The following is a 25,146-nucleotide window of genomic DNA, read 5'->3' on the forward strand; positions in this document are numbered from 1 at the left end:
TGCCCGTAGGGCACGGGGATGCCGTGCACGATCGAGCCGAAACTCCTAGGCCGTCCCCCGAGGCAGGCCGCCCGCCCCGCTCCCTACCGTGAAAGTCGTCATCGACTCACTCACCGGGACCTGCCATGACTGACACCCCCCACCACGACCCGGACTTTCTCCGCGTGACCCCCGGCGTCGGGGAGCAGGTGCGCGACGACGTCCTGCGCACGTTCAGCGACCCCGCCGGTACGCGCGAGCGCGCCGCCTCCGCCCGCGAGGCGATCGAGCGGTTCATGGCCGGGCGGGCGACATGAAGACCGGCCCGCTCGACCTGCGCGAGGTGGCCGCGTCGGAGGGCATCAACACGCTGCGCATCCGCTACCAGCAGTACCACAACGGCCTGCCCGTCTTGGGGTCCGGCGCGCAGGCGGTCGCCGACATCGAGCAGGCCGGCGTCACCGACGTCGGCAACACCACCGACGGCGGCCTCGCCGGCGCGCCCGACCCCGCGCGGGCCCGCCCGTTCGAGGAGGTGCGCGAGCGGGTGACCGCCGTGTTCGCCGGGTACGCCGGTACGGCGCAGGTCGACCGGCACACCCTCGGTACGTCCGCGACGACCGCCGCCCGCCGGTGCCCGCCGAGGACTACCCCACGGCCCCCGCCGCGCTGCTCGCCACGGGCGCCGCGCCCGACGGGGCCATCCACCTCGTCTACCACTGCGGCGTCGAGACCGGCGACCCCTACGAGCAGTTCCAGGTCGTCGTCGACGCCGTCTCCGGGGACGCGCTCTGGGTGGCGCTGCGCGGCAAGTACGTCACCGCCGACCTGAGCGTGTGCCTGCGTACGGTCCAGGTCGCGCTCTGCGCCCGCCTGCACGCCTACGTCGGAAGCGGCCGTATCCGCCTGGTGACCGGCTTCCGCCTCGACGCCGACTTCACGAAACAGCTCATCACCACGGGCGTTGACATGTTTCTGACTTACTACCGGGTAAAGCCGCTGGATCAGGACATCACTCCGCCTCTCCGGGCGTCACGTCCTCGATGCGGGCCTGAATCCTCCGCGCGTCGCCGAAGGCCGGCGAGCCGAGCCGCTTTTTTTAGTTCAGGAGCTTTGGAAGCAGCGCGGCCAAGGGCGGGGAAGGGGTGAATTCGGCCGCATGGCTTTCTGGTGGCCTTGCCCTGAAACTTTCAATATGTTTTCAGGCTGAACGACGCGATACGTGCCAGTAAAACGGCATGGGAGCGCCGCCCGTCACGTCAGAGGAGCGAGCCGCGCCTTGACGGATCCGCATGCCTCGTATTTGCTCCGTCGCACCACCACCCATAAGCAGGAACGGGCGCGGTAAAGCGATGTGAATGATGACACGGTTTTTCCGTCATGCCCTCCCATCACGCCAGTTCCGCACAGATGAGAGGACTGATCCGGCTCATGTTAGCGCTAACTGACTCCCTGGCACCGTCCCTCCCGCTGGCGTCACAGGCAGGTGAGTGATGATGCGGCGTACATCCGTCCTCGTCGCTGTCGTCGCGGCGGTGCTTCTCGCGGTGGCCACCGGCGGTACGGCGCTGGGCAGCAGCGCAACCACGTCACGCGCGGCCAGTGTCGCCGCGGCGAGCGCCGCCGCGACGGCAGGATGCGGCAAGACTCCAACGCTCAGAAGTGGTGCGCAGTCGATTCAGAGCGGCGGCCAGACTCGCTCCTTCATCCTGAGAATTCCCGACAACTACAACAACACCAACCCCTACCGGTTGATCTTCGGGTTCCACTGGAACGGCGGCACCGCCAACGACGTCGACTCAGGCGGGACCAGCGGATTCACCTGGTCCTACTACGGGCTCAGGCAACTGGCGAACAACACCGCGATCTTCGTCGCCCCTCAGGGACTGAACAACGGCTGGGCGAATTCCGGCGGGCAAGACCTGACCTTCGTCGACGACATGATCAGGCTGATCGAAGCGGACCTGTGCGTCGACACCACGCAGCTGTTCGCCGGAGGCTTCAGCTACGGCGGTGGCATGAGTTACGCCCTGGCCTGCGCCCGGGCGACGGTCTTCCGCGCGGTCGCGGTCTACTCCGGCGCGCAGCTCAGCGGATGCAGCGGCGGCACCCAGCCCATCGCCTACATCGGGCTGCACGGCCTCAGGGACAACGTGCTCAACATCTCGCTGGGCCGGTCGCTGCGCGACACGTTCGTCAGGAACAACGGGTGCACTTCCCAAAATCCGCCCGAACCGGCACAGGGCAGCCTGACGCACGTCGTCACCGCCTACTCGGGATGCCGATCCGGATACCCGGTCGTGTGGGCGGCGTTCGACGGGGGACACACCCCTGGTCCAGTGGACGGGTCCACCGCTGACGACGGCGCACGTACCTGGACCAAGGCAGTGGTGTGGAACTTCTTCAACCAGTTCCAGAGCACGAACGACACCACTCCGCCGACCTCTCCGGGCACTCCCGCCGTCTCCAACGTGACCGCCACCAGCGCCACCCTGACCTGGACGGCCTCCACCGACCAGGGCGGCTCCGGCCTGGCGGGTTACAACGTCTACCGGGAGCAGGGCGCCACCGACCCGCTGCTCGGCCAGTCCACCACCAACTCGATCACCCTGACCGGGCTGACCGCCGACACCGAATACCAGGTCTACGTACGAGCACGTGACGGCGCGGGCAACCTGTCGGCCAACTCCGCGATCGTCACGTTCACCACGACCTCCACCGGCGGCGACACCACGCCACCCACCGCCCCGGGCGGGCTGGCGGCCTCCGGCACCACCGCCGGCGGCACCAATCTGTCCTGGGCCGCTTCCACGGACGACGTGGGGGTCGCCGGCTATGACATCCTGCGCGCACCCGGTGCCACCGGCGGCACCTTCGCCCAGGTCGGCACCTCGGCCACGACCTCGTACAGCGACACGGGCCTGACCCCGAGCACCACCTACCGTTACCAGGTCCGCGCGCGGGATGCCGCCGGCAACCTCTCGCCGGTGTCCAACACCGTCCAGGTCACCACCAGCGGCACCACCACCGGAACCTGCTCGGCGACGCCGACCGTGCAGAGCCAGTGGGGCACCGGCTATGTGATCCAGCCGCTGACCATCACCAATACCAGTACCTCGACGATCACCAGTTGGACGGTCACGTTCACGCTCCCGGCCGGGCACACGCTGACCGGCTCGTGGAACGCCACCGTCACCACCAGCGGGCAGACCGTCACGGCCAGGAGCGTGAGCCATAACGGCACGCTGGCCCCCGGAGCCAGCACCACCAGCTTCGGCTTCCAGGCCAGCCGCCCCGCCGGCAACACGGCCCTGCCCTCCGGATACACCTGCACCAGCGCGTAACGTCGCGACCGGAAATCGGCCCAGCCCCGAACGTCTCGGTGGGGCTGGGCCGCACCCGTTCTTCCCCGGCCGCGTCGCGACGTTCAGCGAACAGCGTGTCGGCCTCGGCGCGGTATCCGTGCCCGCATGCGAGAAGGCCACCCGCGGTGAAAGCGGACGGCCTTCTGGGAGGCGGGAGCCTCAGCTGTAGGAGTAGGACTGCGCGCTGCAGCCGGTGATGTAGGGCCCGGGGTAGACCTGCTGGGTGGAGCAGCCCCAGGTGGCGGTCAGGGTCGTGGCCGAGGAGGGAATGCTGATCGCCGGTCCGTTGGTCCAGCCGACCTGGTCATACTGGTGACCGCCGCTGCAGATGGCCGACACGCTCACCGAGGTGCTGCCGCCGGGCAGGCTGATCGTGAACGACCACGTGTGGTTCGCCGGGTTCGCGACCATCGAGCTGTAGGGCATGGTCACGCCGTACGAAGGAGGCGCGGAGCCGACCGAGACGTACGAGGCGTACCAGTCGCGGGTGTCGCCGGAGTAGTTGACGTTGAGGCAGTCCACCGTGGCGTTGAGCGTCAGGGTTGAGGCGGCGGCGGGATGCTGCATGGTCACGACCATCGCGGCGGTGGTGGCCAGCATCGCGCCGACCGCCAGTGCCCGGCGGATCAGGTTGCCAGCGATCATGGGGTTCCCTTTCTTCGCGCCGTTGACTGTGGAGAGCTCGCCAGAGTCGCCGGCCTCGCCGTCCGCCAGGGTCGCCGCCCTGGTCGGGGTGAGGCGGGCGCGCACGCCGGTGAGGCCGGTCGGGTGCCGGGGGCAGGTACGGGTGATGGCGATCGGCGTGGTGGCCACCCGCGGGGAGAAGCCGGGCGCTCCGCCGTCGAGGCCGGCGCATCCGTATCCCATGACGTGGTGGTCGCCATGGTGCTTTCATCGGCGTAAGCCGCATTGTGCTGATGGGTCTCGGTGGAACCCGGATAGTGCCGTCCCGCTACAAGGAGAGATATCCACCGATGTACGAAATTCCCTGGCTGCAGTCGACGCAAGGGCTCGCATTCTGTGAAAAGATTTCCCATCTCTCCCTGCCGCCGGTCGCAATCCAGAACGCGCGGGCCGCGCGCCCGAGACGCCGCGGGACATGCCTTCTTGAGGGGAGGATCACACAATGGCCACGGACTGGACAGCCCCCTATAAAGGCCCGCTTTCCGAAACAAGCGGTGAATCGCGGTTTCCGTACGGCCCGTAAAAGGGCGACGATCTCGCCCCGCGGATCAACAGGCTGGTCGCAGAGCATGTGACGCCGTGCGATGTGGCGGTCGTACCCGCCTCATCACAGTCGTCCGCGCGGCGGTGTTAGTGAAACTTTCAACACGGAGACGCCTGGCGGCGAACTGTCGAAGCTCGCCGTCCGGGAGATGCTGAACGCCGCGGGGATCGACCCGTACGGCCGACGGGCGGCGTCAGTACCTCCTGGCCGTCATCGAGCACGCCACCAGACGCGTCCGCGTCCTCGGCACCACGGGGCTGGCCCGCCCGGGGACGACGAGGTCGTCCTGCGCCCGGGGCGGCACACGGCGCTGTGCTAACGGGGCGCGCGGCTGGTCGCCGCCGAATGCGTCAACAGCCTCGCCGACACCAAAGAGCCGCACCCCCATGACAGGCCCGTACGGGCGGGATCTGGACCCACGGCTCACGGATATGAGTCAGGGGCCTCGGTCCCGGCCGAGGAAGCACGACAGGAGTCGCCTGAAATCGTGCGGGTGTTCGAGCGCCGGCACGTGCCCGCATCGGCCGAGCACGTGCAGACGGACGTCGGCCAGGTGCTCGAGCAGGGGCAGGGCTGCCGTCCCGAGCGGGGTGACCCGGTCCTCGGCGCCGTGGACGAGCAGCACGGGCGCGCGCACCCCTGCCAGCGTTCGCGCCGAAAGGGTGAGGTCGTCGGCCCAGCGTGCCCTGGGTGGGGGGAACAACGACGCGAATGCGGCCGCCCCGGCTCGCATCGCGGCCGCGCGGGCGGCGACGGCCGACTCGGTCACGAGCGCCTGGTCGAGGACGAGGCGACTCAACATGTCTCGTGCCCCGAGCGGGTCGGCAGGGGCGGCCCAGATCGCGTCGAGCTCGGCGGACAGCGGCGCCCCGGGGGCGCCCATCGTCGAGACGGCCACGACATGGGTGACCTGCCGGGGACGCGCGGCCGCCAACGCCAGCGCCACGGCGCCGCCCATGGAGTGGCCCACCACGGCGTAGTGCTCGGCACCGAGAGCATCCATCAGGCCCGCGGCCTGCTCCGTCCACAGCCGGAGCCCGCCCCTGGAGCCGGCCGGGATGGGTGTGCGGCCGAACCCCGCCTGGTCGGGAGCCACGAGGTGCCAGGACGTGCCCAGCGCCTGTGCCGTCGTCGCCCAGGCGCCGGATCCGGTCGTACCCGGTCCGGAGCCGTGCAGCATCAGCACCGCGGGCCCGGCGCCGCTCTCCAGGACGTGGACGGGGGAGCCGTCGACCGTGACGGTGCGAGATGCCGTCACCGGGACGGGCCAGGTGCGCTCATGCCGATGCGGAGTTGATGGACTTCGAGAAGACCTCCATCATCGCCCTGCCGAATTTCGGCATGTCCGGCCATCCCCTGCAGGAGACGAGGTTGCCGTCCACGACGTCGGGAGCGTCGATGACCGTCGCGCCCGCGTTCTCCATGTCACCGGTGATGGGCGGGAAGCACGCCGTCTTCCGGCCCTTCAGCAGCCCGTACACAGCCGGCACCTGCGCGCCGTGGCACACCAGCGCGATCGGGAGGTTGCGCGCGAAGAAGTGCTCGGTGATGCGCCTGACGTCGGCGTCGACCCGGATCCACTCGGGGGCGCGTCCCCCGGGGATGATGAGGGCGTCATAGCGCTCGACGTCGACCTCGGCCCAGGGCACGTCGACCGGCAGCTTCCGGCCGTTCTTCTCCACGTAGGCGTCGGAGTTGGGGTCGAACTCGTGGATGACCAGCTGAACGTCACGCATCGTCCGTGACGAGACGTCGACGTCCCAGCCGCCCTCCTGCACGCGATAGTAGGGATACATGGTGTCGAGCTCCTCGGCGGCGTCGCCGGTCAGGAGCAGCGCTCTGGGCACCTGCTTCTCCTCGCATCTGGAGCGGGTGAGGTGGATCCAATCCGATCCGATCGGGTTGACTTAGCATTCCCCGGCCCGGCACGCCCGTCAAGCCTCTGCCACCATTCCGTCCGCGCCCTCGGCCTCGTCGAACAATCGCCGGAACCGCTCGCCGGACCGCAGGATGTGCCGGCGCATGGCGTAGGCGGCGGCGTCGGGGTCACGCGCGGCGATCGCGGTCAGGACTTCTTCGTGCTCGGCCATGGCCAGGTGAGTGACCTGGGTGTCGTGGAGAAGCCGGAACAGGTGCACGTGCGTGTGCAGGCGGGCGAGCGCTTCGCGGATGACCTGGTTTTCCGCGCTCAGGGCGACGAGATCGTGAAAGGCGGCGTCGCGCAGCCCGAAGGCGCCATAGGCCATGAGCCCGTCGCCCCCCTCCAGCTCCGCCATCTCCTCCAGCAGCCGCCGCAGACCGGCCACCTGCTGCAAGGATGCGCGTTCTGCGGCTCTGCGCGCCGCCGCCGGCTCGAGGAGCAGGCGGACCTCGAGCATGTCCTCGAATCGGTGACGGGTGATCTGGGGCGGAATGCGATAGCCGGCGTGAGGCACGCGCACGACCAGGCCCTCGGCCTCCATGCGGTTCAGAGCGTCTCGGATCGGCGTCTGTGAGACCCCCAGCTCTCGCGCCAGGGCGTCGATCGTGACGCGGGAGCCCGGCTCGATCCGTAGCGACATCATCTGCCCGAGCAGCATGTCGTACACCTCGTCGGCGAGCCGGCCGCGAGATCTTCGCGGCGGGATTCCGCCCGTCATGGCCCCACGGCGCCGCGCGATCATCGCTTCGTCGTCCATCGTGACGTGAGGTCCTTTCTTGCGTCTTCGGGAACCTGCCGGCATCGGTCGCAGCATTGCGAGATGTTGACGCTCCCATTCGGATCGTATAGGAAAGGGGGCGGACGCCAGCCATCCTTCACCCATCGGGGAATCGCCCTCCATCGCTCCGCTTCGATCAGTTGGAGCTCTTATGAGCATGCTCGACGTCCTCTTCGGTTCGCCATCGGGCCGCACCAGGACCGAAGACTTCCCGACTGCTTGAAGCCCCATGAAGTCGCGGCGTACTCGTGACGCCGGTCTGCTGATCAGCCCCTGCGACAGCCGGCAACACGCCTGACCAACCCGGCAACTGCTCGGCGAGGCACGCGGCAAGGCTCCAGAAATCCCCCCAGAAAGCAGGCAAGAAGATGCGGTATCCACAGCGAACAGGACGATTGTCGGTTCCTGGTCGAAAGGCGCGGCTGGCTATGGCGGCCATGTTAGTGGCCACGACCATGGCGGCTTGCGGCGGTCAGGACGGCAGCGCCCCCAAGGCGCCGGCGACCATCCCGGAGCTCACCAAGGATCCGCTGACCCTCAGCTTCATCTGGTTCGACTGGCCCCCCGCCCACGCGCTGGAAACCTTCGCGAACGCGGAGTACACCAAGGGGCGGCCGAACGTGACCATCAAGGTCAAGACCGTGCCGAACGCGAACTGGCACGACGCGATGTTCACCCAGTTCGCCGCGCACAAGACCGACTTTGACATCCCGATCCTGGACTCGCAGCACATCGGCGAGGCCGTGACGAACGGCAACATCCTCGACATCACCGACTTCGTCAAGAAGAACATCGACGTCAAGGCCTACAACCCGTACCTTCTGGCGGCCTACGGCCAGTTCCCCCAGGCGGAGACCGGGAAGCGCGACGAGAACGCCAGCCTGTACGGACTGCCGCTGCTCGGCGACACCTGGACGATGATCTACCGCAAGGACCTGATCGGCGACAAGCCACCGCAGACCTGGGACCAGATGATCTCAGTCGCCGAGAAGTGCCAGGCGGACAACCCCGGCGTCAGCGGGCTGGCCTTCCACCAGGCCAACGGCTCCGACGCCGCGGCCGTGACCTACAACACGGTCAACGGCGTCTACGGCGGCAACCTGTGGGACCCCAAGACGCGCAAGATCGACGGCGTCCTCAACGACGCCGCGGGCCAGGAGGCGATGGACGTCCTGGTCAACAAGATGAAGCCGCTGACCGCCAAGGGCTCCGGCAACTGGTTCATCGACGAGGTGAACGCGGCGGTCGCCCAGGGCAAGGCCTGCATCGCGTTCAACTGGATCGCCGCGAGCGGCGGCCTGCTCGACCCGAAGCAGTCGACGCTCGGCACCACGCGGGAGCAGATTCTCGACAAGCTGGGCTTCGCCACCCTGCCGAGCCAGAAGACGAACCTGGTGCCTCTCGGGGGCATGGGGATGCACGTGTCGGCCTACTCGCCCGAGGCGAACCAGGCGGAGGCCCTGAACTTCATGAAGTGGTTCGAGCAGGCTGACATCCAGAAGAAGTGGGCCGCGGCTGGTGGCGTGCCATCGCGTACGGACGCCCTGGAATCGCCCGAATTCCTCAACGCCCAGCCGTTCAACCAGGTGTACACCGACTCGGTTCCGCGGATGCGGGACATGTGGAACGTGCCCGAGTACGCGCGCCTCGTCGACATCGAGAACACCAACGTGAACGCGGCTCTCAACGGCGCGAAGGCGCCGAAGGACGCGCTCGACGACATCGCCAAGCAGCAGCAGGGCGTGCTCAACGCCAGCAGTGGCAAGGGCGGCGGCGGACTGTGAGCGACTCCGCCCCTCTGACGACCGACCACCCCGGGCAGGCGGCGTCCGTGACGCCGCCCGCACCGGGCCGGTCCCGCCGCTTGAGCGACCGCGGGCTCGCCGTGGCCTTCACCTCTCCCGCGCTGCTGCTGTTGCTCGCCATGTCGGTGTTCCCGTTGCTGTGGGCGTTGTACCTGTCCTTCACCGACTACTCGGCCACTCGCGGGGGGCCCGCCCAGTTCCTCTGGTTCGAGAACTACACCGCCATCCTGACGTCGCCGCAGGTCCACCAGAGGGCCCTGACGACGTTGATCTACGTGGTCGGCGCGGTCGCCCTGCAGACCGTGCTCGGTTTCACCATCGCCTACCTGATCTCACGGCGCACGCACGGACGAGGACTGCTGACCACCCTGTTCCTGGTTCCGATGATGCTGTCGCCGGTCGTGGTCGGGCTGTTCTGGCGATTCATGCTCGACGCGCAGTTCGGCGTGATCAACAGCATGCTCGGCTCGCTCGGCCTGGGCCAGGTGGAGTGGCTCACCCGGCAGCGAACGGCACTGATCTCCCTGATCCTGGTCGACACCTGGCAATGGACGCCGTTCATCATGCTCATCGCGCTCGCGGGCCTCACCGCGGTTCCCACGTACCTGTACGAGGCCGCCTCGATCGATCGGGCGTCCCAGTGGTTCCAGTTCCGCACCATCACTCTTCCGCTGGTGTGGCCGCTGCTCCTCATCGCCGTGTTGTTCAGGGCCATCGAGGCCTTCCGGCTGTTCGACCTCGTCTACATCCTCACCAGCGGAGGCCCGGGGGTCTCCACCGAGACGTTGTCGTTCCACGTCTACAAGGTCGCGTTCCTGGGCTTCAACACCGGAACCGCCTCGGCGTACGGGATCCTCATGGTCCTCGTCGTCATCGTCCTCACGCAGCTCTACCTGCGCTACTTGAACAAGCTCAAGGAGGACTGATGGCCCTCTCCGTCGACGAGGCCGTGTCCACAGGTCCTGCCCGGGATCACACGCCCCCCTCGCGCCGCTTCGGCGGCCGGGGCCGCGCCGTGCTGGAGGTCGCGCTGCTGACCGTGCTGGCCATCGTGATGCTCTTCCCGGTGCTGTGGATGATCGAGACGTCCATCAAGGAGAACCGGGACGTCTACGCCATCCCGGCCAAGTTCTTCGACTTCAAGGTCACCATGGATCATTTCAAGGACGTGTTCGTCGCCTCCGGCGGCGGTCGTTCGACGTTGTCCGCCTCGTTCCTCAACTCCGTCCTGGTCGCCGGGGTCTCCACGGCGCTGGCCACCGTGCTGGGGGTCCCGGCGGCCTGGGCCTACTCACGCTTCGCCCTGAAGGCCAAGAAGGACCAGCTGTTCTTCATCCTGTCCACCCGCTTCATGCCGCCCGTGGTGGTCGTGATCCCGATCTTCCTCATGTACCGCCAAGTCGGGCTCATCGACACCAAGCTCGGCCTGATCCTCATCTACACCGCCTTCAACGTCCCGTTCACGATCTGGATGATGAAGGGGTTCGTCGACGAGGTGCCCGCGGAGTACGAGGACGCCGCCATGCTCGACGGCTACATCCGCTTGCAGGCGTTCTGGCGGTTCACCCTTCCCCTGCTCCTGCCCGGCATCGCCGCGACGGCGGTCTTCGCACTCATCTTCTCGTGGAACGAGTTCGTGTTCGCCATCTTCCTCACCTCCAGCGACGACGTGCGGACGGCCCCGCCCGCCATCGCCGGCCTCATCGGCGGAACCACAGTGGACTGGGGTCTCGTGGCCGCCGCCTCCGTGGTGTTCGCCCTGCCGGTGCTCGTCTTCGCCTACCTGGTGCGCAAGCACCTCGTCGCCGGTGTGACGCTCGGGGCGGTGCGACGCTGATGGCGGGCATCGAGGTGAGCGCCCTGCACAAGCGCTACCCGGACGGGACGGTCGCGGTCGATCACGTGGACCTGTCCGTCCGCGACGGCGAGCTGTTCGTGATGCTCGGCCCTTCGGGTTGCGGCAAGACGACCACGCTGCGGGCCATAGCCGGCCTGGAAAGGCAGACGACGGGCCACATCCGCATCGGCGACACGCTGGTCGACGACCTGCCGCCCGCCGACCGCGACATCGCCATGGTGTTCCAGTTCTACGCTCTCTACCCGCACCTGAGAACCCGCGACAACCTGGCGTTCCCGCTGCGGGCCGAGGGACTGCCCAAGGCGGAGGTGCGCGAGCGGGTCGACGAGGCCGCCCGGCTGATGCGGCTCGGTCCGCTCCTGGACAGGCGACCGCACCGGCTGTCCGGCGGGGAGCAGCAGCGCGTCGCGCTCGCCCGCGCCCTGGTGCGGCGACCGCGCGCATTCCTCATGGACGAACCCCTCACCAATCTGGACGCGGAGCTGAGGGCGGACATGCGCACGGAGATCAAGCACCTGCAGGGGGAGCTGGGGACGACGATGGTCTACGTCACTCACGACCAGGTCGAGGCGATGTCGCTCGGTCACAGGATCGCCATCCTCAACAAGGGCCGCGTCGAGCAGATCGGCACGCCGCTGGAAGTCTACGACCGTCCGGCGAGTCTTTTCTGCGCCGCGTTCATCGGCTCCCCGCCGATGAACCTGATCGAGGTGGAGGTGGCCGACGGGAAGCTGCGCAGTCAGGGCGGGCTGGCCCTCACGCCACCGCCGGGCCTGCCGCGCGACCGCCGCCTGGTCGCGGGCGTCCGGCCGGAGGCGCTGGAAGTCACGGAACCGGAGGCGGAACGTTCGGTCCCGGCCCGCGTGGTCTCGGCGGAGTGGCTGGGCGACGAGATCATCTACGTGGTCGACCACGACGGACAGCGCGACGTACGGGTTCGGATGCCACCGACTGTCCGTTTCACCGCTGACGCACCGGTCGGGCTGCGGCACACCGGCGGGCCCCCGCCGGTTTACGACGTGAGCACGGAAGAGCTGGTGGCCTGATGGGAACCGTGGCAGTGCGCGGGCTGCGCAAATCCTTCGGCAAAGTCCAGGCCCTGGATGGGGTGACGCTGGACATACCGGACGGCTCGTTCTTCGTCGTGCTCGGACCCTCCGGGGCAGGCAAGACGACGACCCTGCGAGCGATCGCCGGCCTTGAGAAGCTTGACGCCGGGTCGGTGCACCTGGACGGGAGGGACGCGACCGGCGACAGCCCGGCCGCACGCGACCTGGCCATGGTCTTCCAGAACTACGCCCTCTACCCGCGACACACGGCGTACGAGAACATCGCTTCGCCGCTGCGGGCACGCCGCTGCTCCTCGAGCGAGATCGCCGCCGCCGTCGAGCGGATGTCGAGCCTGCTGCACATCGAACGTCTGCTGCAGCGTCGTCCCGCGCAGTTGTCGGGTGGTGAGATGCAGCGGGTCGCCCTGGCCCGGGCGCTGGTCCGACACCCGCGCGCGTTCCTCATGGACGAGCCGCTGACGAACCTCGACCTCAAGCTCCGCGTCGAGATGCGCACCGAGCTCACCCGCATCCACCGCAGCCTCGGAGCGACCTTCATCTACGTGACCAACGACCAGGTCGAGGCCCTGTCCATGGCCGACCAGGTCGCGGTACTCAAAGAGGGAAAGGTGCAACAGGTCGGAACGCCGGCCGAGGTGTACGAGCGTCCGGCCAACCAGTGGGTCGCGGGATTCGTCGGGAGCCCGCCGATCAGCCTGCTCGCCTGCCACGCCGAGGGAGATCGTCTGGTCGGGGCGGAAGGCTGGACGCTGCCGCGGCCCCGCTGGACCACGGCTGAGGACGGCCGTCCGCTGCTGCTGGGCCTGCGCGCGGAGGACCTGTCCGTCGAGCAGCGTGGGGACGCGTCGTTGCCGGGTGAGCTCTACGGCCTGGAGCCGCTCGGTGACCGGACGGTGGTCGACGTCCGGGTGGGGACGGAGATCCTCAAGGTCAAGGCACGAACCACCGTCACCGGTACGCCGGGCGAGCGACTGCTCGTCACGGTCGACCTGGACCGTGCGCACCTGTTCGACGCGGACACCGGGCTGGCGCTGTCCGAGGCCGGGAGGTGATCGCGCACGACGGCGAGGTCAATCGCAGAGGTCACGCCCGACATCACCGAGAACATCACAGGAGGCGACGCGATGAGTGACCCGATGAACGTCCTGGCCCCCGAGCACCGGCGGCTCCGGATCGGCGACGCCTGGCGCGACGCCGCCGGCGGAGCCACCTTTGCCGTCGAGGACCCGGCCACCGGCAGGACCATCGCCGAGGTGGCGGACGCCGGCGTCGTTGACGGGCTCGCCGCTCTGGACGCGGCGAGCAAGGCAATGGCGGAGTGGGCGGCGACCCCACCGCGAAAACGGTCGGAGTTGCTGACCGCGACGTACCGGGCACTGACCGAGCGATCCGAGGAGGTCGCCCGGCTGATAACGCTCGAGATGGGCAAGCCGCTCGCGGAGGCTCGCGGAGAGGTGGCCTACGGCGCCGAGTTCTTCCGCTGGTTCGCCGAGGAGGCGGTGCGCGTCGAGGGGCGCTACAACACCGCTCCCGCCGGTGGATATCGCATCCTCACCGTGCCGAGGCCGGTCGGACCGTGCGTCTTCGTGACGCCATGGAACTTTCCGCTGGCCATGGGCGCCCGCAAGATCGCTCCCGCGCTCGCGGCGGGCTGCACGACGATCACCAAGCCGGCGGCCCAGACGCCACTCACCATGCTGTTCCTGGCCCGCATCATGGAGGAGGCCGGCGTTCCTCCGGGCGTCGTCAACGTCGTGACGACCACGCGTGCCGGCGAGGTGGTCTCGGCACTGCTGGCCGACCGCCGGACCCGCAAGCTCTCGTTCACCGGGTCGACCGAGGTCGGGCGCGTGCTGCTCCGGCAGGCGGCGGACAACGTGCTGCGCACCTCCATGGAACTGGGCGGCAACGCGGCCTTGATCGTGTGTGCCGACGCGGACCTGGACGTCGCGCTCGACGGTGCCATGGTGGCCAAGATGCGCAACCTCGGGGAGTCCTGCATCGCGGCCAACCGCATCTACGTCGAGGAGCCGGTGCGTGAGGAGTTCACGGCACGCTTCGCCAAGCGGATGGGCGCGCTCTCGGTGGGCCATGGTCTGGACGACGGCGTGGACGTCGGGGCGCTGATCGACGAGGCCTCGGTCACCAAGATCGACGAGCTCGTCGCCGACGCGGTCGATCGTGGAGCCCGTGTCCTGGTGGGCGGCGAGCGCCCGGATGGGTCGGGCCACTTCTACCCGCCCACGGTCCTCGTCGACGTGCCCGACGACGCGCGGATGCTGGAGGCGGAAATCTTCGGCCCGGTGGCCCCGATCATCTCGTTCACGTCCGACGACGAGGTGATCGCGAAGGCCAACGACACCGAGCACGGCCTGGCCGGATACGTCTTCACCCGTGACCTCCAGCGGGCGCTCCGGTTCGCCGAGCGGCTGGAGACGGGGATGCTCGGCATCAACCGTGGTCTGATCTCGGACCCGTCAGCTCCGTTCGGAGGGGTGAAGCAGTCCGGGATCGGCAAGGAGGGGTCGCACGAGGGCATCCTCGAGTATCTCGACGTCACCTACGCGGCGATCGACCTGCCGTGACCGGCCTGCCGCTCCGGGCGCCCGCCGGGGATCACCGCGCCCCGCGCGCACCTGACCTGCCCGCCTCCACCCGTGGAGCGGGACCCTGACCGGCACATCACCGCCGACGTTCCAGAGAGGCACCGACATGCTTGAGACCGTCCGCGGACCACGCCAGCTGATCGTGGGCGAAGGGGTCGCGCAGAACATCCCACGAGTGGTGGCCGAGTGCGGCTCGCGAGTCCTCATCGTGACCGACCGGGTCCTGCTGGGGCAGCCGGGCGTGGCCGGGATCGTGGCCGCCGTACGGGAGAAGGTCGAAGTCGCCGGGGTGTTCGCCGACGCGACTCCGGACGTGCCACTCACCGATGTCGCCCTGGCCGTCTCGGCCGCCGCAGAGGTGGACGCCGACGTCATCCTCGCCATCGGAGGCGGCACCGTGATCGACCTCGCCAAAATCGTCGGCGTCATCCGGTGCCACGGCGGGACGCCGCGCGACTTCTACGGGGAGTCGAAAGTGCCGGGGCCGACGACGCCTCTCGTCGCGGTCCCGACGACATCAGGCACCGGCTCCGAACTCACGCCCGTCTCGGTACTGACCGACCCGGACCGCGAGCTGAAGGTGGGGGTCTCCAGCGTCCACATCGTGCCCGACTTCGCCATCGTCGACCCCGAGCTCACCTACACCTGCCCGGCGACCGTCACTGCCCACTCCGGCATCGACGCGTTCTGTCACGCGGTGGAGAGCTACACCGCGCGACCCCGGGCCCACGGACCGCGCGACCCGGTGGAACAGGTCTTCCTCGGCCGCAACCCGATCACCGACCACTACGCGCTCCTGGCCGCGGAGCGGATCGCCCGCAGCCTGCCCCATGTCGTCAGGGACGGAGGCGACAAGGACGCGCGCGCGGACATGTCCTACGGGTCCATGCTGGCCGGGCTCGCGTTCTCCCACGCGGGCAACGCGGCTCCGCACGCGCTCCAGTACCCCATCGGCGCGGCCACCCACACACCGCACGGCCTGGGCGTCGGGCTGCTGCTGCCCTACGCGCTGGACGCGGCCAGGGACGCCATCGGCGACCGGCTGGCCATCCTCGCCCGGGTGTGCGGGCTCGACGTGACCGGCGCCTCGGATGCCGAGGCCGCAAACACGTTCCTCACCTGGCTCGACGGGCTCCTTGCCGACATCGGCATCCCTGCTACCTTGGCGGACATCGGCGTGGCACGCGCCGACCTCCCACGCTTCGCGAAGATGGCCGGCGGCGTCACCCGCTTGATCCAGAACCATCCAGGCCCGACCGACACCGCCAGCCTGACCGCTATCCTCGAAGCGGCCTGGCTCGGGGACCGGACCCGACTTTTCCTGACTCCGAAGCAGAGATCATGACGGGCCTTTCCAGGACGACGAGTCCGCTTGCCCTCCCCGGGCATCGGAATCGTCGGCCACCGATCCACCGCAGTCGATCACATCCACCTGAGGTTGTCACGGGATCGCCAGAGCTGAGGCTCGATGTCATCGCTGCTGGAACGGACCGCCACCCGCCGTGCCGAAACTGGCGTATCCTCACCAAGCTGCGCATGGACGCCGCTCACGCCATCATGCTGCTGCGCGCCCTGCTGGTGCTGACCCACAGCGAAATCGCCCGGTGACAGACGCTCACCCAACATGATCAATCGTGGCGACCTGCCTTTGAACAGCACCGATGGTGTGTCGCGAGCTCGCTGATCGTCGTCACGAAATCGGTGCCGATGTGGGGCCATCAGCCCGCTGCTCGCCCGCGCGGTCATCGATCAAGGACTGGCCGGCGGCGACGTCCGGCTGCTGACGCTGCTGCGCGGGCTCATGATCGTGCTGGGTGGTGAGCAGCGCTCCCTGGTGGGTGGGAGTGCGTCCGGCTCGTACGCCATGGGCTCTGACGTACGTGTCGCGGGTGGGGCCTGGCAATTGCTCCGCCCAGCCCGGGAAGGTGTCGTCTTTCAGGCCGAACGCGATCAGCGTGCGGTCATGAGCGACGAGTTCTATGATCAGGTTCGTCCTGATTGCCGAGATGCGAAGAAGACGTCAGCCTCATGCGCCGCGCCATGCTCCTTCTGGGTGGTTTCGCCCTTGTCGTCGGCGCGTTCGTCCTCTTGTATCGGGGTCCGGGACAACCGTTCATTCGCGGTTACGTGAGCGACGTCAGCGCCACCATGCTGGTCTACGCGCTCTTGGGACTGTTGTGGCGCACCACCGCCGCCCGCCGCGCCCTGACCACGGCCGCGATTGCCGCCGCCGTCGAGATCTACCAGATGGTCGGTACGACGCCGCCGGGCATCGGCGGTGTCCTGGTCGGCGCGTTCCCCGACCCCTGGGACGTGGTCGCCTATGCCATCGGTGTGGTCGCGGCCCTGGCCTGGGAACGCCGAACGGGCCGATCCGGCGATCAGGCCGGCCGACTTTCGGACACCACCCCGCCGGCACACTGACGGTAAGGAGCACCTCGCCGCCGCACAGCGCGCCGACACCAAGGAGTCGCGCTGTCCATGACAGGCCCGTACGAACCCGGCCCGGCCGGCTGGGTGGCCCAGTGATCACGTGGCCGGGCAGGTGTAGTGGTGCAGGCCCGGGCCGGCGTCGGCGGTGGTTCCGTCCGGGGAGGGTGAGGGTGGCGCGGGTGCCGGGCGGGACGGTGGCGGTGAGGTGGAACGTGCCGTGGTCGATCCTCCAGCGGCTGGTGATACGCCCGTAGGGGCAGTCGAGCTGGGCTTCGGCGGAGGTGAGGCCGCCGCCGGGCTGGGGGTGGATGTCGAAGTGCCGGTAACCCGGCGCGTCGTCGCGCGGCCGGATGCCGGCGACGTACCGGTGCAGGAAGGAGATGACCGCACCCTTGCTGTAGTGGTTCTGGGAGGATTTCGGGGTGCCGTCGGCGGCGATGGCGTCCCAGTCCTCCCAGATCGTGGTGGCGCCGCGGTCGATCATCGCGAGCCAGGACGGGACGCTGTCCTGGAACAGCAGTTCGTAGGCGACGTCGAGGTGGCCGGTGTCGGCGAGCACCGGGAGGAGGAACGGCGTGGCGAGGAACCCGGTGCCCAGATGCGTGCCGGCCGCGCGGATCAGCTCGACCAGGCGCAGCGCGGTCTGCTTGCGCAGTCGCGGCGGCACGAGGCCGAACGCGAGCGCGCGCACGTGGGTGGCCTGGGTGTCGACGGTCAGCGTGCCGTCGGCGCGGATGAACTCCGCCCGCCACGCGGCCAGGACGTTGTCCGCGTAGGCCGCGTAGCGGGCCTCGTCGGCGTCCTTGCCCAGCACCGCGGCGGTGCGGGCGAGCAGCCTCCGCGCCAACTGCACCCACGGAAATGGTTGGAAGACGGCGAAGGCCAGGACGGCGCGGTGATGGGTAGTCCGGCCGGGGTGCAGATCAGGTGCAGGCGCAGACCCCAGAAGTAGCGGGAGTGAGAGCGGCAGTAGCCGTAGCCTGCCCAGCCAGCCAGGTCCGAGCGTTGGGTGGTGGGGCGGGAACGGCCGCACTCGATCGGAGTGGAGTCGGCCACCCACACCGCATCGCTCCACAGGTCGGTGTCGGATGCCAGCGCCCGGATGGCCCGTTTGAGCAGCGGCAGGGCCTTGTGCAGGCGTTTGTTGTAGCCGGACTGGCCGGGCAGGTAGGGGAAGGCGCCGGGGCAGATGTTCGGGGACGTAGCGCAGCCAGCGCGCCTCGGAGTGGATGCCGAGCAGCACCTGGGCCACCGCCAGGGTCAGCAGCTCGGCGTCGGTCAGCTTCGGCTTGCGTCCCAGCCGTGGCCTGTTGCCGAGCCAGTCGTCGATGCTGACGTACAGTGCGGTGAGAAGGGTGTTGAGGTCTGTTGTCACAAACCGATCGTCAACACCCTTCGTCATGTACACACTCCGTACCGCGGCGACTTAGGACTTACTCGTCTAGGCGCGCGAGATCCGGCCGCAGGCCGCCACCGTGCAGTGGTAGGCGACCGTGCATCGGTTGTCGACATCGCCCGTGAACAGCCTGGTTGCCGCATCCCAGTTCCCGGGCCGCCAGGACGACGGCGTGTGCGCCGCCAGCCACGGCCCGCCCCGCGCAGCCCCGCCAGATACGCGCACGCCTCAACGTGCAGCTCCAGGTCCTCATCGACCACCACGACACCGACTCGTCGGCGGCCACCGCCCGCTCCGCTCGAAAGTAGCGAGGCAGCGCACCTGACATGACTGACATGCCTGAAGACCCCTGGATATCTGCCAGGCAGGTACGCGCCAACCTTACTTACCTGACATGACTGACTACTAAGAGTCATCCAAGATAACCAGGGTTATCTGGGGTTGTCAAGCGAACTGGCTGGTCAGCTGCTTGGAGATCTGTCAGGCACGTCAGGCAAGTAGATCCCAGCATGCCGAGCATGGTGGGGTCCGGCGCGAAGGCATTCGAGCGTGTGGAGAGCGATCGATCAGCGTTGATCTCGCTGCTTGACGGGGGCCGGGATCGTTTCCGCCGAGGGAGGCGGGTGTACGTGGCATCTCTCGTTCCGTTTTGTCACTGGCTCCGGGGACAAGGTGGACGAGGTTATGCGGGCCGCGGTGGCCGTCGGTGGCACGGCCGTCAAGGAGGCGGCGGCGCCGAGTGGATCGGCTACTTCGGCTACCCCAATTGCTACCTGTGGAAGGTCACAACTGTGGCCTGACCTCATCAGGTGCGGATATGAGGGCGGCGACGGTTAGCGTCAAGTGCTGGGCCAGTACCTCGGCGGCGGTGTCGGCGTCACGGGCCAGCGCCGCTTCCTCCAGGCGGCGGTGCTCCGCGGCGCCGTCGCGGTCGGGCGTGCGCTGCGCCGACCAGCGGCGGGCCAGCTCGCCGGCCGTCCATAGCCTGTCGAACGTGTCCAGCAGCACGGGGTTGCCGCACCCGTCCAGCAGCGTCCGGTGGAAGACGCGGTGTGCCTCCGACCACGCGCTGCTGTAGTACTCGCCTTCCTCCGGCACGTACGCCGGTGTGCGGGTCAGGCGGTGGTGGGCCGCCCGCACACGTGCCTCCCAGTCGAGGTCGCCGCGCTCGATCGCCAGGCGCAGCATGACCGGCTCGATCGTGCGGCGGGCCTCCGCGATCTGCTGCCACCGCCGGTCGGAGAAGTCAGGAACGGCGAAGCCGCGGTTGGGCAGCCGCACCGCGATGCCCTCGCCGACCAGCCGCACTAGGGCCTCGCGTACGACGGCCAGGCTGACCTGGTGCTGCTGGGCCAGCTCCTGCGGCTTGAGCGCCTCGCCCGGGGCGTACTCGCCCCTCATGATCGCTTCCTGGAGCCGGGCGTGGACACGCTCGGAGAGCATCTGTTTCGTCGATGGGTCGGCCGTCTGCGTCATGTCCTCAGGATAGACCATTCACCAAATAATCGATTATCCGTGTTATAGTCGATGATGTCTGGCCAGCACCCTCGATGGCGCTGTCCGCGGATGCCGACTCCTCGGCTGACACCCTCGCCAGCTCAATGAAGGAACAGACGTGAACAATCCCTTTGCCCGCCTCCCCGAGGTGCCCTCCTTCACCGTCACCAGCACCACGCTGGCCGACGGAGCTCCCTGGCCCGCCGAGCAGATGTCCGCAAGCCTCCCGGGAGGCAAGGACATCTCCCCGCAGCTGTCGTGGAGCGGCGCTCCTGAGGGGACGAAGAGCTACGCCGTCACGGTGTACGACCCGGACGCGCCGACCGGCTCCGGGTTCTGGCACTGGGCCGTGGCCGATATCCCCGCCACCGTCACCGAGCTGCCCGAAGGCGCGGGCGACGACACCGGCTCCGGCCTCCCCGAAGGCGCCCGCCAGCTGCCCAACGACGCCCGCGTGGCGCGTTACCTCGGCGCGGCCCCACCGGCGGGGCACGGCCCGCACCGCTACTTCGTCGTGGTGCACGCCCTCGACACCGAGACCATCGGCGTCCCGGCCGGTGCCACCCCCGCGTACCTCGGCTTCACCATCGCCGGCCACATCCTCGGCCGCGCGGTCCTGACCGCCACCGCCGAAACCCCATGACCGTGACCCCGATCGAGCTCTCCGCGTCCGGCATCCACCTGTCCCGGGGCGGCAGGATCCACGCCGGCGCCCGGCCGGTGGACGCCGGGCGCGATGGCTGGCACCTGAAGGCGTTCCACGCCAGGACCGGTGTCGACGTCCACGCCGACCACTGGCAGGTGAACACCGAGGCCGAGAAGATCGTGTCCTGCATCATCGGCAAGATCCGCCTCTACCTCCGTCCGGAACGGCCGGGACGGCAGGAGGGAGAGGAGGAGGAGGAGATCAGGCTGACGGCCGGCTCCGCCGCCATCGTTCCGCGCGGACGGTGGCACCGGATCCAGCTCGACATCCCCAGCACCATCATGACCATCACTGCGCCATGTGGCGGCCGTTTGGAGAGATGCGCCGATCCCCTCTGACGGCGCCTGCTCTCTGACGGCGCGCGCCTTATGGTGGCCGACGCCCTCCAACGGCACCCGCTCCTAGCTTCGCTTAAGCGGTCGAGCAGGTGAGCCTCGACGGGAAACGGCCACCGCGTGATGCTCCGAGTACGACCAAGTGCCCGGAGGTGGGCGATGGCCGTCCCTACTTGCCTTACAACCCCAGATAATTTGTCAGGCATGTTGGTCGAGACTCCCCTTGCCACACATGCCTGACGCTTCGAATGCACCCCAGATAACCAAGGAGATCCACGCCGACACGCAAGGCCAGTCATTCCCTGTCTTCGCACTGGCGCACCTGTTCGGGTTCAGCTGCTGCCGCGCATCCGCAACTTCCGGGACCTGACCTTCCACCGGCCCGAGCCCGGCGTCCGGTACCGGCATATCGACGCGCTGTTCGGCGAGCCGATCAACTGGCAGCTGATCGAGAACCACTGGCAGGACCTGATGAAGGTGGCCATCTCCATCCGCGAAGGCGAGCTGTCGTCGATCACGCTGCTGCGGCGGCTGCGGCACGACTCCAAACGCACCAAGATCTACCGTGCTTTTCGCGAGCTGGGCCGCGTGATCCGCACCATGGTGCTGTTGCGGTACGTCTCCGACGCCACGCTGCGGGAGAACATCACCCGGGCCACCAACATGGTCGAGTCCTTCAACAACTTCTCCAAGTGGATCGGGTTCGGCAACAACGGCGTGATCGCCGAAAACGAACCCGAGGAACAGGAAAAGCGATCAAGTTCAACACCCTGGTCGCCGACCTGATCATGTACCAGACCACCCTGGACATGTCGCTGGTGCTCAACCGGCTGCGCAGCGAGGGCGAGACGGTGCATCGCGCCGACGTGGCCATCATGTCGCCCTACCAGGAGGACAACGTGCGCCGCTTCGGCGACTACATCTACGACCTGAACGCGCCGCTGGACGGCATGGAGGTCCACCTCGACCTCGGCGAGGAGGTCGACGCAGCCTGAGCCGGGCTCTGCCGCCGCAGGTGAGCCAGCGTTGCCAACGTTTGGCGCGAGGGGGATACCGGCGAAAACAGCGATCAGGGTCGGCGTGGCGCGCTGCTGGACCTGCTCGATCTCATGGGTACGCGAGCCAAACCGTCCGCCGGCGCGCGGCCGCCGACGATGTGGCTGACTCGCCGCCACGTGCAGACGTCGGGCTGATGCCTGGACATTGCGCCTGCTGGAACCAACGCGCCCCAGCAGGCAGATCGCTGTTTCGTGAGCGAGAGCGGCGGCGACGATGACGCCGCCCAGCGGGGATGAGAGGCGCCGACGGCTACGGTGCGGGATGGGAGCGGGCGACGGCCAGGGTGAGCGCGGTGACGTGCTCGGCGAGTGCCGCGACCAGCGCGGGCGGACTGCGGACGGTGAAGGGCCAGGGCAGGCCGGTGAGGATGCGCGCCATGGCGGGCAGGTTCTCCGCGCCGCTGACCAGGAGCACGCCGCCGTCGGGGCAGGCGTGCAGGTTGCCGAAGGTGGCCGGCAACTGGTCGCGGGCGGTGTCCAGGTCGGTGTCGAGCCATACCTCGGTGCGGTGGGTCCAGGCGCCGAGCGTCAACATGCGCAGGACGTGGGTGACGGGGTCGAAACCGTCGGGCGGGGTGAATGTGCCGGGCAGTTCGGCGGCGTCGCTGATCCTGTCCAGGCGGTACATGCGGATGGCGGCGCGGAGATGGTCGTGTCCGACCAGGTACCAGCGGCGGGCGTGCACGACGAGCCCGTACGGGTCCACCTCGCGTGCGCCGTGGGTGTGCTCGATCCGGACGGTGTGCCGCGCGTGGACGGCGGCGGCCAGCGTCAGCGCCAGGTGTGGTTCGGGGGTCAGCGGGCCTGCCGTCGCCGAGGTGGCGGCGATCAACGCGGTGACGCGCCGGCGCAGCGGCGCGGGCAGGACGCGGTTGAGTTTGACCAGCGCCCGGTCGGTCGGGCCGGGCTCTCCCACCTGTTCGTGCTGTTTGCCGGTGGCCAGCGCGACCGCGACGGCGACCGCTTCGTCGTCGGCGAGCATCAGGGGCGGCAGGCGTACGCCGCGGGCCAGCCGGTAGCCGCCGTAGCGTCCGCGGACGGACTCGACGGGGATGTCCATGTCGCGCAGGGCGGTGATGTAGCGGCGGACGGCGCGGGCGTCGACGTCCAGGCGCCGGGCCAGTTCGTCGGCGGACACCAGGCCGCGCTCTTGCAGGATCTCCAGCAGCGCCAGGACGCGAGTCGCGGGACGGGACACGGTCGCGATCCTAATGAGGGCAGAAAGCGTCCACAATCCTCCCTAGCCTTACGCCGGTAAGAGAGATCGAAAGGAGTCGACGCGATGTCGACCATCGTTCTTGTCGGCGGTTCGTTCCTCGGCGCATGGGCCTGGGAGCGCGTCACGCCGCTGCTGACCGCGTACGGCCACCAGGTGCATCCGCTGACGCTCACCGGTTTCGGCGACCGCGCGCATCTGGGCTCGCCGGACACGACGCTCACCACGCATGCCCGCGACATCACGGCCGCGATCGAGTACGCCGGGCTGCGCGAGGTGGTGCTGGTGGCGCACTCCTACGGCGGAGCCCCGGCCACGATCGCCGCCACCACGATTCCCGGACGGATCGCCCGGCTGATCTACCTCGCCGCGCTGCTGCCCGAGCCGGGCCAGAGCCTGTTCGACATCACTCCCGCGCCCGTCGTCGAAGCGATCATGCAGACTGTCCGGGACGGGCGTATCCCGGTGATGAACGACGAGATCATCGACGCCAACTTCGGCGAGCACGGGCTCACCCCCGAGGACCGGGCCTGGCTGCGGGCACGCGGCGCCGGCCAGCCCATCGGCACCTACCAGGACCCGGCGCCGACAGACCTCAGCGCGGCGCAGCGGCTGCCCCGCACCTACATCGCCTGCGCGGCCGACCCGGGCGGCCCGCCGCGCATGCCGGGCATGAAGGTGATCACGCTGGACTCCGGACACTGGCCGATGATCACCGAACCGGAGTCGCTGGCCCGGGTGCTGGACGAGGCGGCCCGGTCATGATGCGGCCGTACCGGGTGAAGATTGCGCAGGAGAGCCTGGACGACCTGGCCGCCCGGCTGGCCGCGACCCGCTTCACCCGCCCGCTGCCCGGCCACGGGCTCGGCGTGCCCGCCGCCCGCGTCCAGCACCTGGTCGAGTACTGGCGCGACGGCTACGACTGGCGCGCCTGGGAGCGGCGGATCAACGTCCACCCGCAGTTCCTGACCGAGATCGATGGGCTGGACGTGCACTTCCTGCACATCCGCTCGCCCCGGCCGGACGCCCTGCCGCTCATCCTCACCCACGGCTGGCCCATGTCGGTCGTCGAGTTCCTTCCGCTGATCGACCGCCTGAGCGACGCCTTCCACCTCGTCATCCCCTCAGTGCCCGGCTTCGGGTTCTCCGGCGTACCGCGTGAGCCGGGCTGGAACCGCCGCCGCGTCGCCGCGGCGTGGGCGGAGCTGATGCGCCGGCTCGGGTACGAACGTTACGGCGCACACGGCAACGACATCGGCTCCCTGATTTCCATCGAGCTCGGACGCCTGGATCCGCACCGCGTCGTCGGGGTGCACGTCACCCAGATCTTCTCCCTGCCCTCCGGCGATCCGGCGGAGCGCGCCCTGCTGGGAAGCGACGACCGGGCGAAACTGGCCGCCCTGGAACGCTTCATGGCCGACCGGAGCGCCTACCTCAACCTCCAAGCCACCCAGCCGCAAACCCTCGCGCACGCGCTTGCCGACTCCCCGGCCGGCCAGCTGGCCTGGAACCTGCAGCTGTTCGGCGAAGTGGTGAGCGACGACTACATCCTCACCAACGCCGCCATCTACTGGCTGACCGACACCGCCGGCAGCTCGGCCCTGATCGGCTATCACGGCAACCGGCCGCCTGCCGGGCCGTCATCGGTCCCGCTGGGCCTTGCCTGCTTTGCCGACGACTTCTTCCCCTCCATCCGCCCGCTCGCCGAACGCGACCACAGCGCCATCGTGCACTGGAACACCTACGACAAAGGCGGACACCATGCCGCGCAAGAGGAACCCCAGCTCCTCGCCGACGACCTTCGCACGTTCTTCACCCTCCGCCGATGACGTCGCCCGCAAGCGCACCGGCCGCGGCACCGGTGGTCTTCACCCGATGGGGAACACAAAGGGGAA

The 25,146-nt window shown here is 68.8% G+C and carries 22 protein-coding genes and 3 pseudogenes; 16 read left to right on the forward strand and 9 right to left on the reverse strand.

The window, feature by feature from the left end; translation table 11 throughout:
* The first annotated feature begins 125 nt into the window (after positions 1-125).
* From HD596_RS42080 to HD596_RS42090, 3 genes are all read left to right on the forward strand, one after another.
* A complete protein-coding gene (locus tag HD596_RS42080; RefSeq protein WP_185074993.1) occupies positions 126-296 on the forward strand; it encodes a hypothetical protein in 171 nt (56 codons plus the stop codon).
* Entirely contained in the window at positions 293-811 is a 519-nt protein-coding gene (locus HD596_RS60770; RefSeq protein WP_221519783.1) for a hypothetical protein, read from the forward strand. Before HD596_RS42080 ends, HD596_RS60770 begins: the two co-directional genes overlap by 4 nt.
* A 661-nt stretch (positions 812-1,472) precedes the next feature.
* On the forward strand, positions 1,473-3,323 hold the full coding sequence (locus HD596_RS42090; RefSeq protein WP_185074995.1) for a cellulose binding domain-containing protein: 1,851 nt from the start codon (positions 1,473-1,475) through the stop codon (positions 3,321-3,323).
* 180 nt (positions 3,324-3,503) lie between these two features.
* Here the strand turns inward: HD596_RS42090 and HD596_RS42095 are convergent, their stop codons facing one another.
* The 4 genes from HD596_RS42095 to HD596_RS42110 form a co-directional block, all read right to left on the reverse strand.
* Complete coding sequence (locus HD596_RS42095; protein WP_185074996.1) at positions 3,504-4,211, reverse strand: hypothetical protein; 708 nt, start codon at positions 4,209-4,211, stop codon at positions 3,504-3,506.
* A 797-nt stretch (positions 4,212-5,008) separates the two neighbouring features.
* Positions 5,009-5,830, reverse strand: a complete 822-nt coding sequence (locus HD596_RS42100) for an alpha/beta fold hydrolase (protein WP_185074997.1) — start codon at positions 5,828-5,830, stop codon at positions 5,009-5,011.
* Positions 5,831-5,849: 19 nt separating this feature from the next.
* Positions 5,850-6,419: a DJ-1/PfpI family protein gene (locus tag HD596_RS42105; RefSeq protein ID WP_185074998.1), complete on the reverse strand. Its 570-nt coding sequence runs from the start codon at positions 6,417-6,419 to the stop codon at positions 5,850-5,852.
* 87 nt (positions 6,420-6,506) lie between these two features.
* The gene (locus HD596_RS42110; RefSeq protein ID WP_185074999.1) at positions 6,507-7,250 is read right to left on the reverse strand and encodes a GntR family transcriptional regulator; all 744 of its coding nucleotides are present in this window, start codon (positions 7,248-7,250) and stop codon (positions 6,507-6,509) included.
* A 449-nt stretch (positions 7,251-7,699) separates the two neighbouring features.
* Between HD596_RS42110 and HD596_RS42115 the strand changes: the two genes are divergently transcribed.
* The 7 genes from HD596_RS42115 to HD596_RS42145 all read left to right on the forward strand — a co-directional run bounded on the left by HD596_RS42115 (position 7,700) and on the right by HD596_RS42145 (position 15,955).
* Complete coding sequence (locus tag HD596_RS42115; RefSeq protein ID WP_221519784.1) at positions 7,700-9,055, forward strand: extracellular solute-binding protein; 1,356 nt, start codon at positions 7,700-7,702, stop codon at positions 9,053-9,055.
* The gene (locus tag HD596_RS42120) at positions 9,052-10,002 is read left to right on the forward strand and encodes a carbohydrate ABC transporter permease (protein WP_221519785.1); all 951 of its coding nucleotides are present in this window, start codon (positions 9,052-9,054) and stop codon (positions 10,000-10,002) included. The genes HD596_RS42115 and HD596_RS42120 overlap by 4 nt, the downstream gene beginning before the upstream one ends.
* Positions 10,002-10,913, forward strand: coding sequence for a carbohydrate ABC transporter permease (locus HD596_RS42125; protein ID WP_185075001.1), 912 nt, complete (start codon positions 10,002-10,004; stop codon positions 10,911-10,913). The genes HD596_RS42120 and HD596_RS42125 overlap by 1 nt, the downstream gene beginning before the upstream one ends.
* Entirely contained in the window at positions 10,913-11,980 is a 1,068-nt protein-coding gene (locus HD596_RS42130) for an ABC transporter ATP-binding protein (RefSeq protein WP_185075002.1), read from the forward strand. The genes HD596_RS42125 and HD596_RS42130 overlap by 1 nt, the downstream gene beginning before the upstream one ends.
* The gene (locus HD596_RS42135; protein WP_185075003.1) at positions 11,980-13,056 is read left to right on the forward strand and encodes an ABC transporter ATP-binding protein; all 1,077 of its coding nucleotides are present in this window, start codon (positions 11,980-11,982) and stop codon (positions 13,054-13,056) included. Before HD596_RS42130 ends, HD596_RS42135 begins: the two co-directional genes overlap by 1 nt.
* Positions 13,057-13,128: 72 nt before the next feature.
* Positions 13,129-14,589, forward strand: coding sequence for an NAD-dependent succinate-semialdehyde dehydrogenase (locus HD596_RS42140; protein WP_185075004.1), 1,461 nt, complete (start codon positions 13,129-13,131; stop codon positions 14,587-14,589).
* A gap of 127 nt (positions 14,590-14,716) precedes the next feature.
* Positions 14,717-15,955 (forward strand): iron-containing alcohol dehydrogenase, encoded by a 1,239-nt coding sequence (locus tag HD596_RS42145; protein WP_185075005.1) that lies wholly within the window; start codon positions 14,717-14,719, stop codon positions 15,953-15,955.
* A gap of 77 nt (positions 15,956-16,032) precedes the next feature.
* Here HD596_RS42145 and HD596_RS42150 read toward each other — a convergent pair whose 3' ends face one another.
* Positions 16,033-16,356, reverse strand: coding sequence for a hypothetical protein (locus HD596_RS42150; protein ID WP_185075006.1), 324 nt, complete (start codon positions 16,354-16,356; stop codon positions 16,033-16,035).
* 402 nt (positions 16,357-16,758) lie between these two features.
* On the opposite strand from HD596_RS42150, the gene HD596_RS65855 reads away from it, so the two are divergent.
* Positions 16,759-17,034, forward strand: coding sequence for a hypothetical protein (locus HD596_RS65855; protein ID WP_376776162.1), 276 nt, complete (start codon positions 16,759-16,761; stop codon positions 17,032-17,034).
* Between the two features lie 160 nt (positions 17,035-17,194).
* On the opposite strand, the pseudogene HD596_RS66180 reads toward HD596_RS65855, so the two are convergent.
* From HD596_RS66180 to HD596_RS42165, 3 genes and pseudogenes are all read right to left on the reverse strand, one after another.
* Positions 17,195-17,896 (reverse strand): annotated as a pseudogene (locus HD596_RS66180) (alpha-L-rhamnosidase-related protein); the annotation flags it as partial.
* A gap of 41 nt (positions 17,897-17,937) precedes the next feature.
* Positions 17,938-18,418: pseudogene (locus HD596_RS66185) on the reverse strand (transposase family protein); the annotation flags it as partial.
* Between the two features lie 804 nt (positions 18,419-19,222).
* A complete protein-coding gene (locus HD596_RS42165) occupies positions 19,223-19,915 on the reverse strand; it encodes a GntR family transcriptional regulator (protein ID WP_185075008.1) in 693 nt (230 codons plus the stop codon).
* A gap of 139 nt (positions 19,916-20,054) precedes the next feature.
* Between HD596_RS42165 and HD596_RS42170 the strand changes: the two genes are divergently transcribed.
* The 3 genes and pseudogenes from HD596_RS42170 to HD596_RS62650 all read left to right on the forward strand — a co-directional run bounded on the left by HD596_RS42170 (position 20,055) and on the right by HD596_RS62650 (position 21,972).
* Positions 20,055-20,579, forward strand: coding sequence for a YbhB/YbcL family Raf kinase inhibitor-like protein (locus HD596_RS42170; RefSeq protein WP_185075009.1), 525 nt, complete (start codon positions 20,055-20,057; stop codon positions 20,577-20,579).
* Positions 20,576-20,980, forward strand: a complete 405-nt coding sequence (locus HD596_RS42175; RefSeq protein ID WP_185075010.1) for a cupin — start codon at positions 20,576-20,578, stop codon at positions 20,978-20,980. The genes HD596_RS42170 and HD596_RS42175 overlap by 4 nt, the downstream gene beginning before the upstream one ends.
* Positions 20,981-21,343: 363 nt before the next feature.
* Positions 21,344-21,972: pseudogene (locus HD596_RS62650) on the forward strand (Tn3 family transposase).
* A gap of 313 nt (positions 21,973-22,285) precedes the next feature.
* Here the strand turns inward: HD596_RS62650 and HD596_RS42190 are convergent.
* Positions 22,286-23,233, reverse strand: a complete 948-nt coding sequence (locus HD596_RS42190) for a helix-turn-helix transcriptional regulator (protein WP_185075012.1) — start codon at positions 23,231-23,233, stop codon at positions 22,286-22,288.
* A gap of 84 nt (positions 23,234-23,317) precedes the next feature.
* On the opposite strand from HD596_RS42190, the gene HD596_RS42195 reads away from it, so the two are divergent.
* Both HD596_RS42195 and HD596_RS42200 read left to right on the forward strand, forming a co-directional pair.
* Positions 23,318-24,016 carry an alpha/beta fold hydrolase gene (locus HD596_RS42195; RefSeq protein WP_185075013.1) on the forward strand — a complete coding sequence of 233 codons (699 nt, stop codon included), beginning with the start codon at positions 23,318-23,320 and terminating at the stop codon, positions 24,014-24,016.
* Positions 24,016-25,080 (forward strand): epoxide hydrolase family protein, encoded by a 1,065-nt coding sequence (locus HD596_RS42200; RefSeq protein ID WP_313047641.1) that lies wholly within the window; start codon positions 24,016-24,018, stop codon positions 25,078-25,080. Before HD596_RS42195 ends, HD596_RS42200 begins: the two co-directional genes overlap by 1 nt.
* Positions 25,081-25,146 lie beyond the last annotated feature (66 nt).

This window comes from Nonomuraea jabiensis (assembly GCF_014204795.1).
Taxonomy (GTDB): domain Bacteria; phylum Actinomycetota; class Actinomycetes; order Streptosporangiales; family Streptosporangiaceae; genus Nonomuraea; species Nonomuraea jabiensis.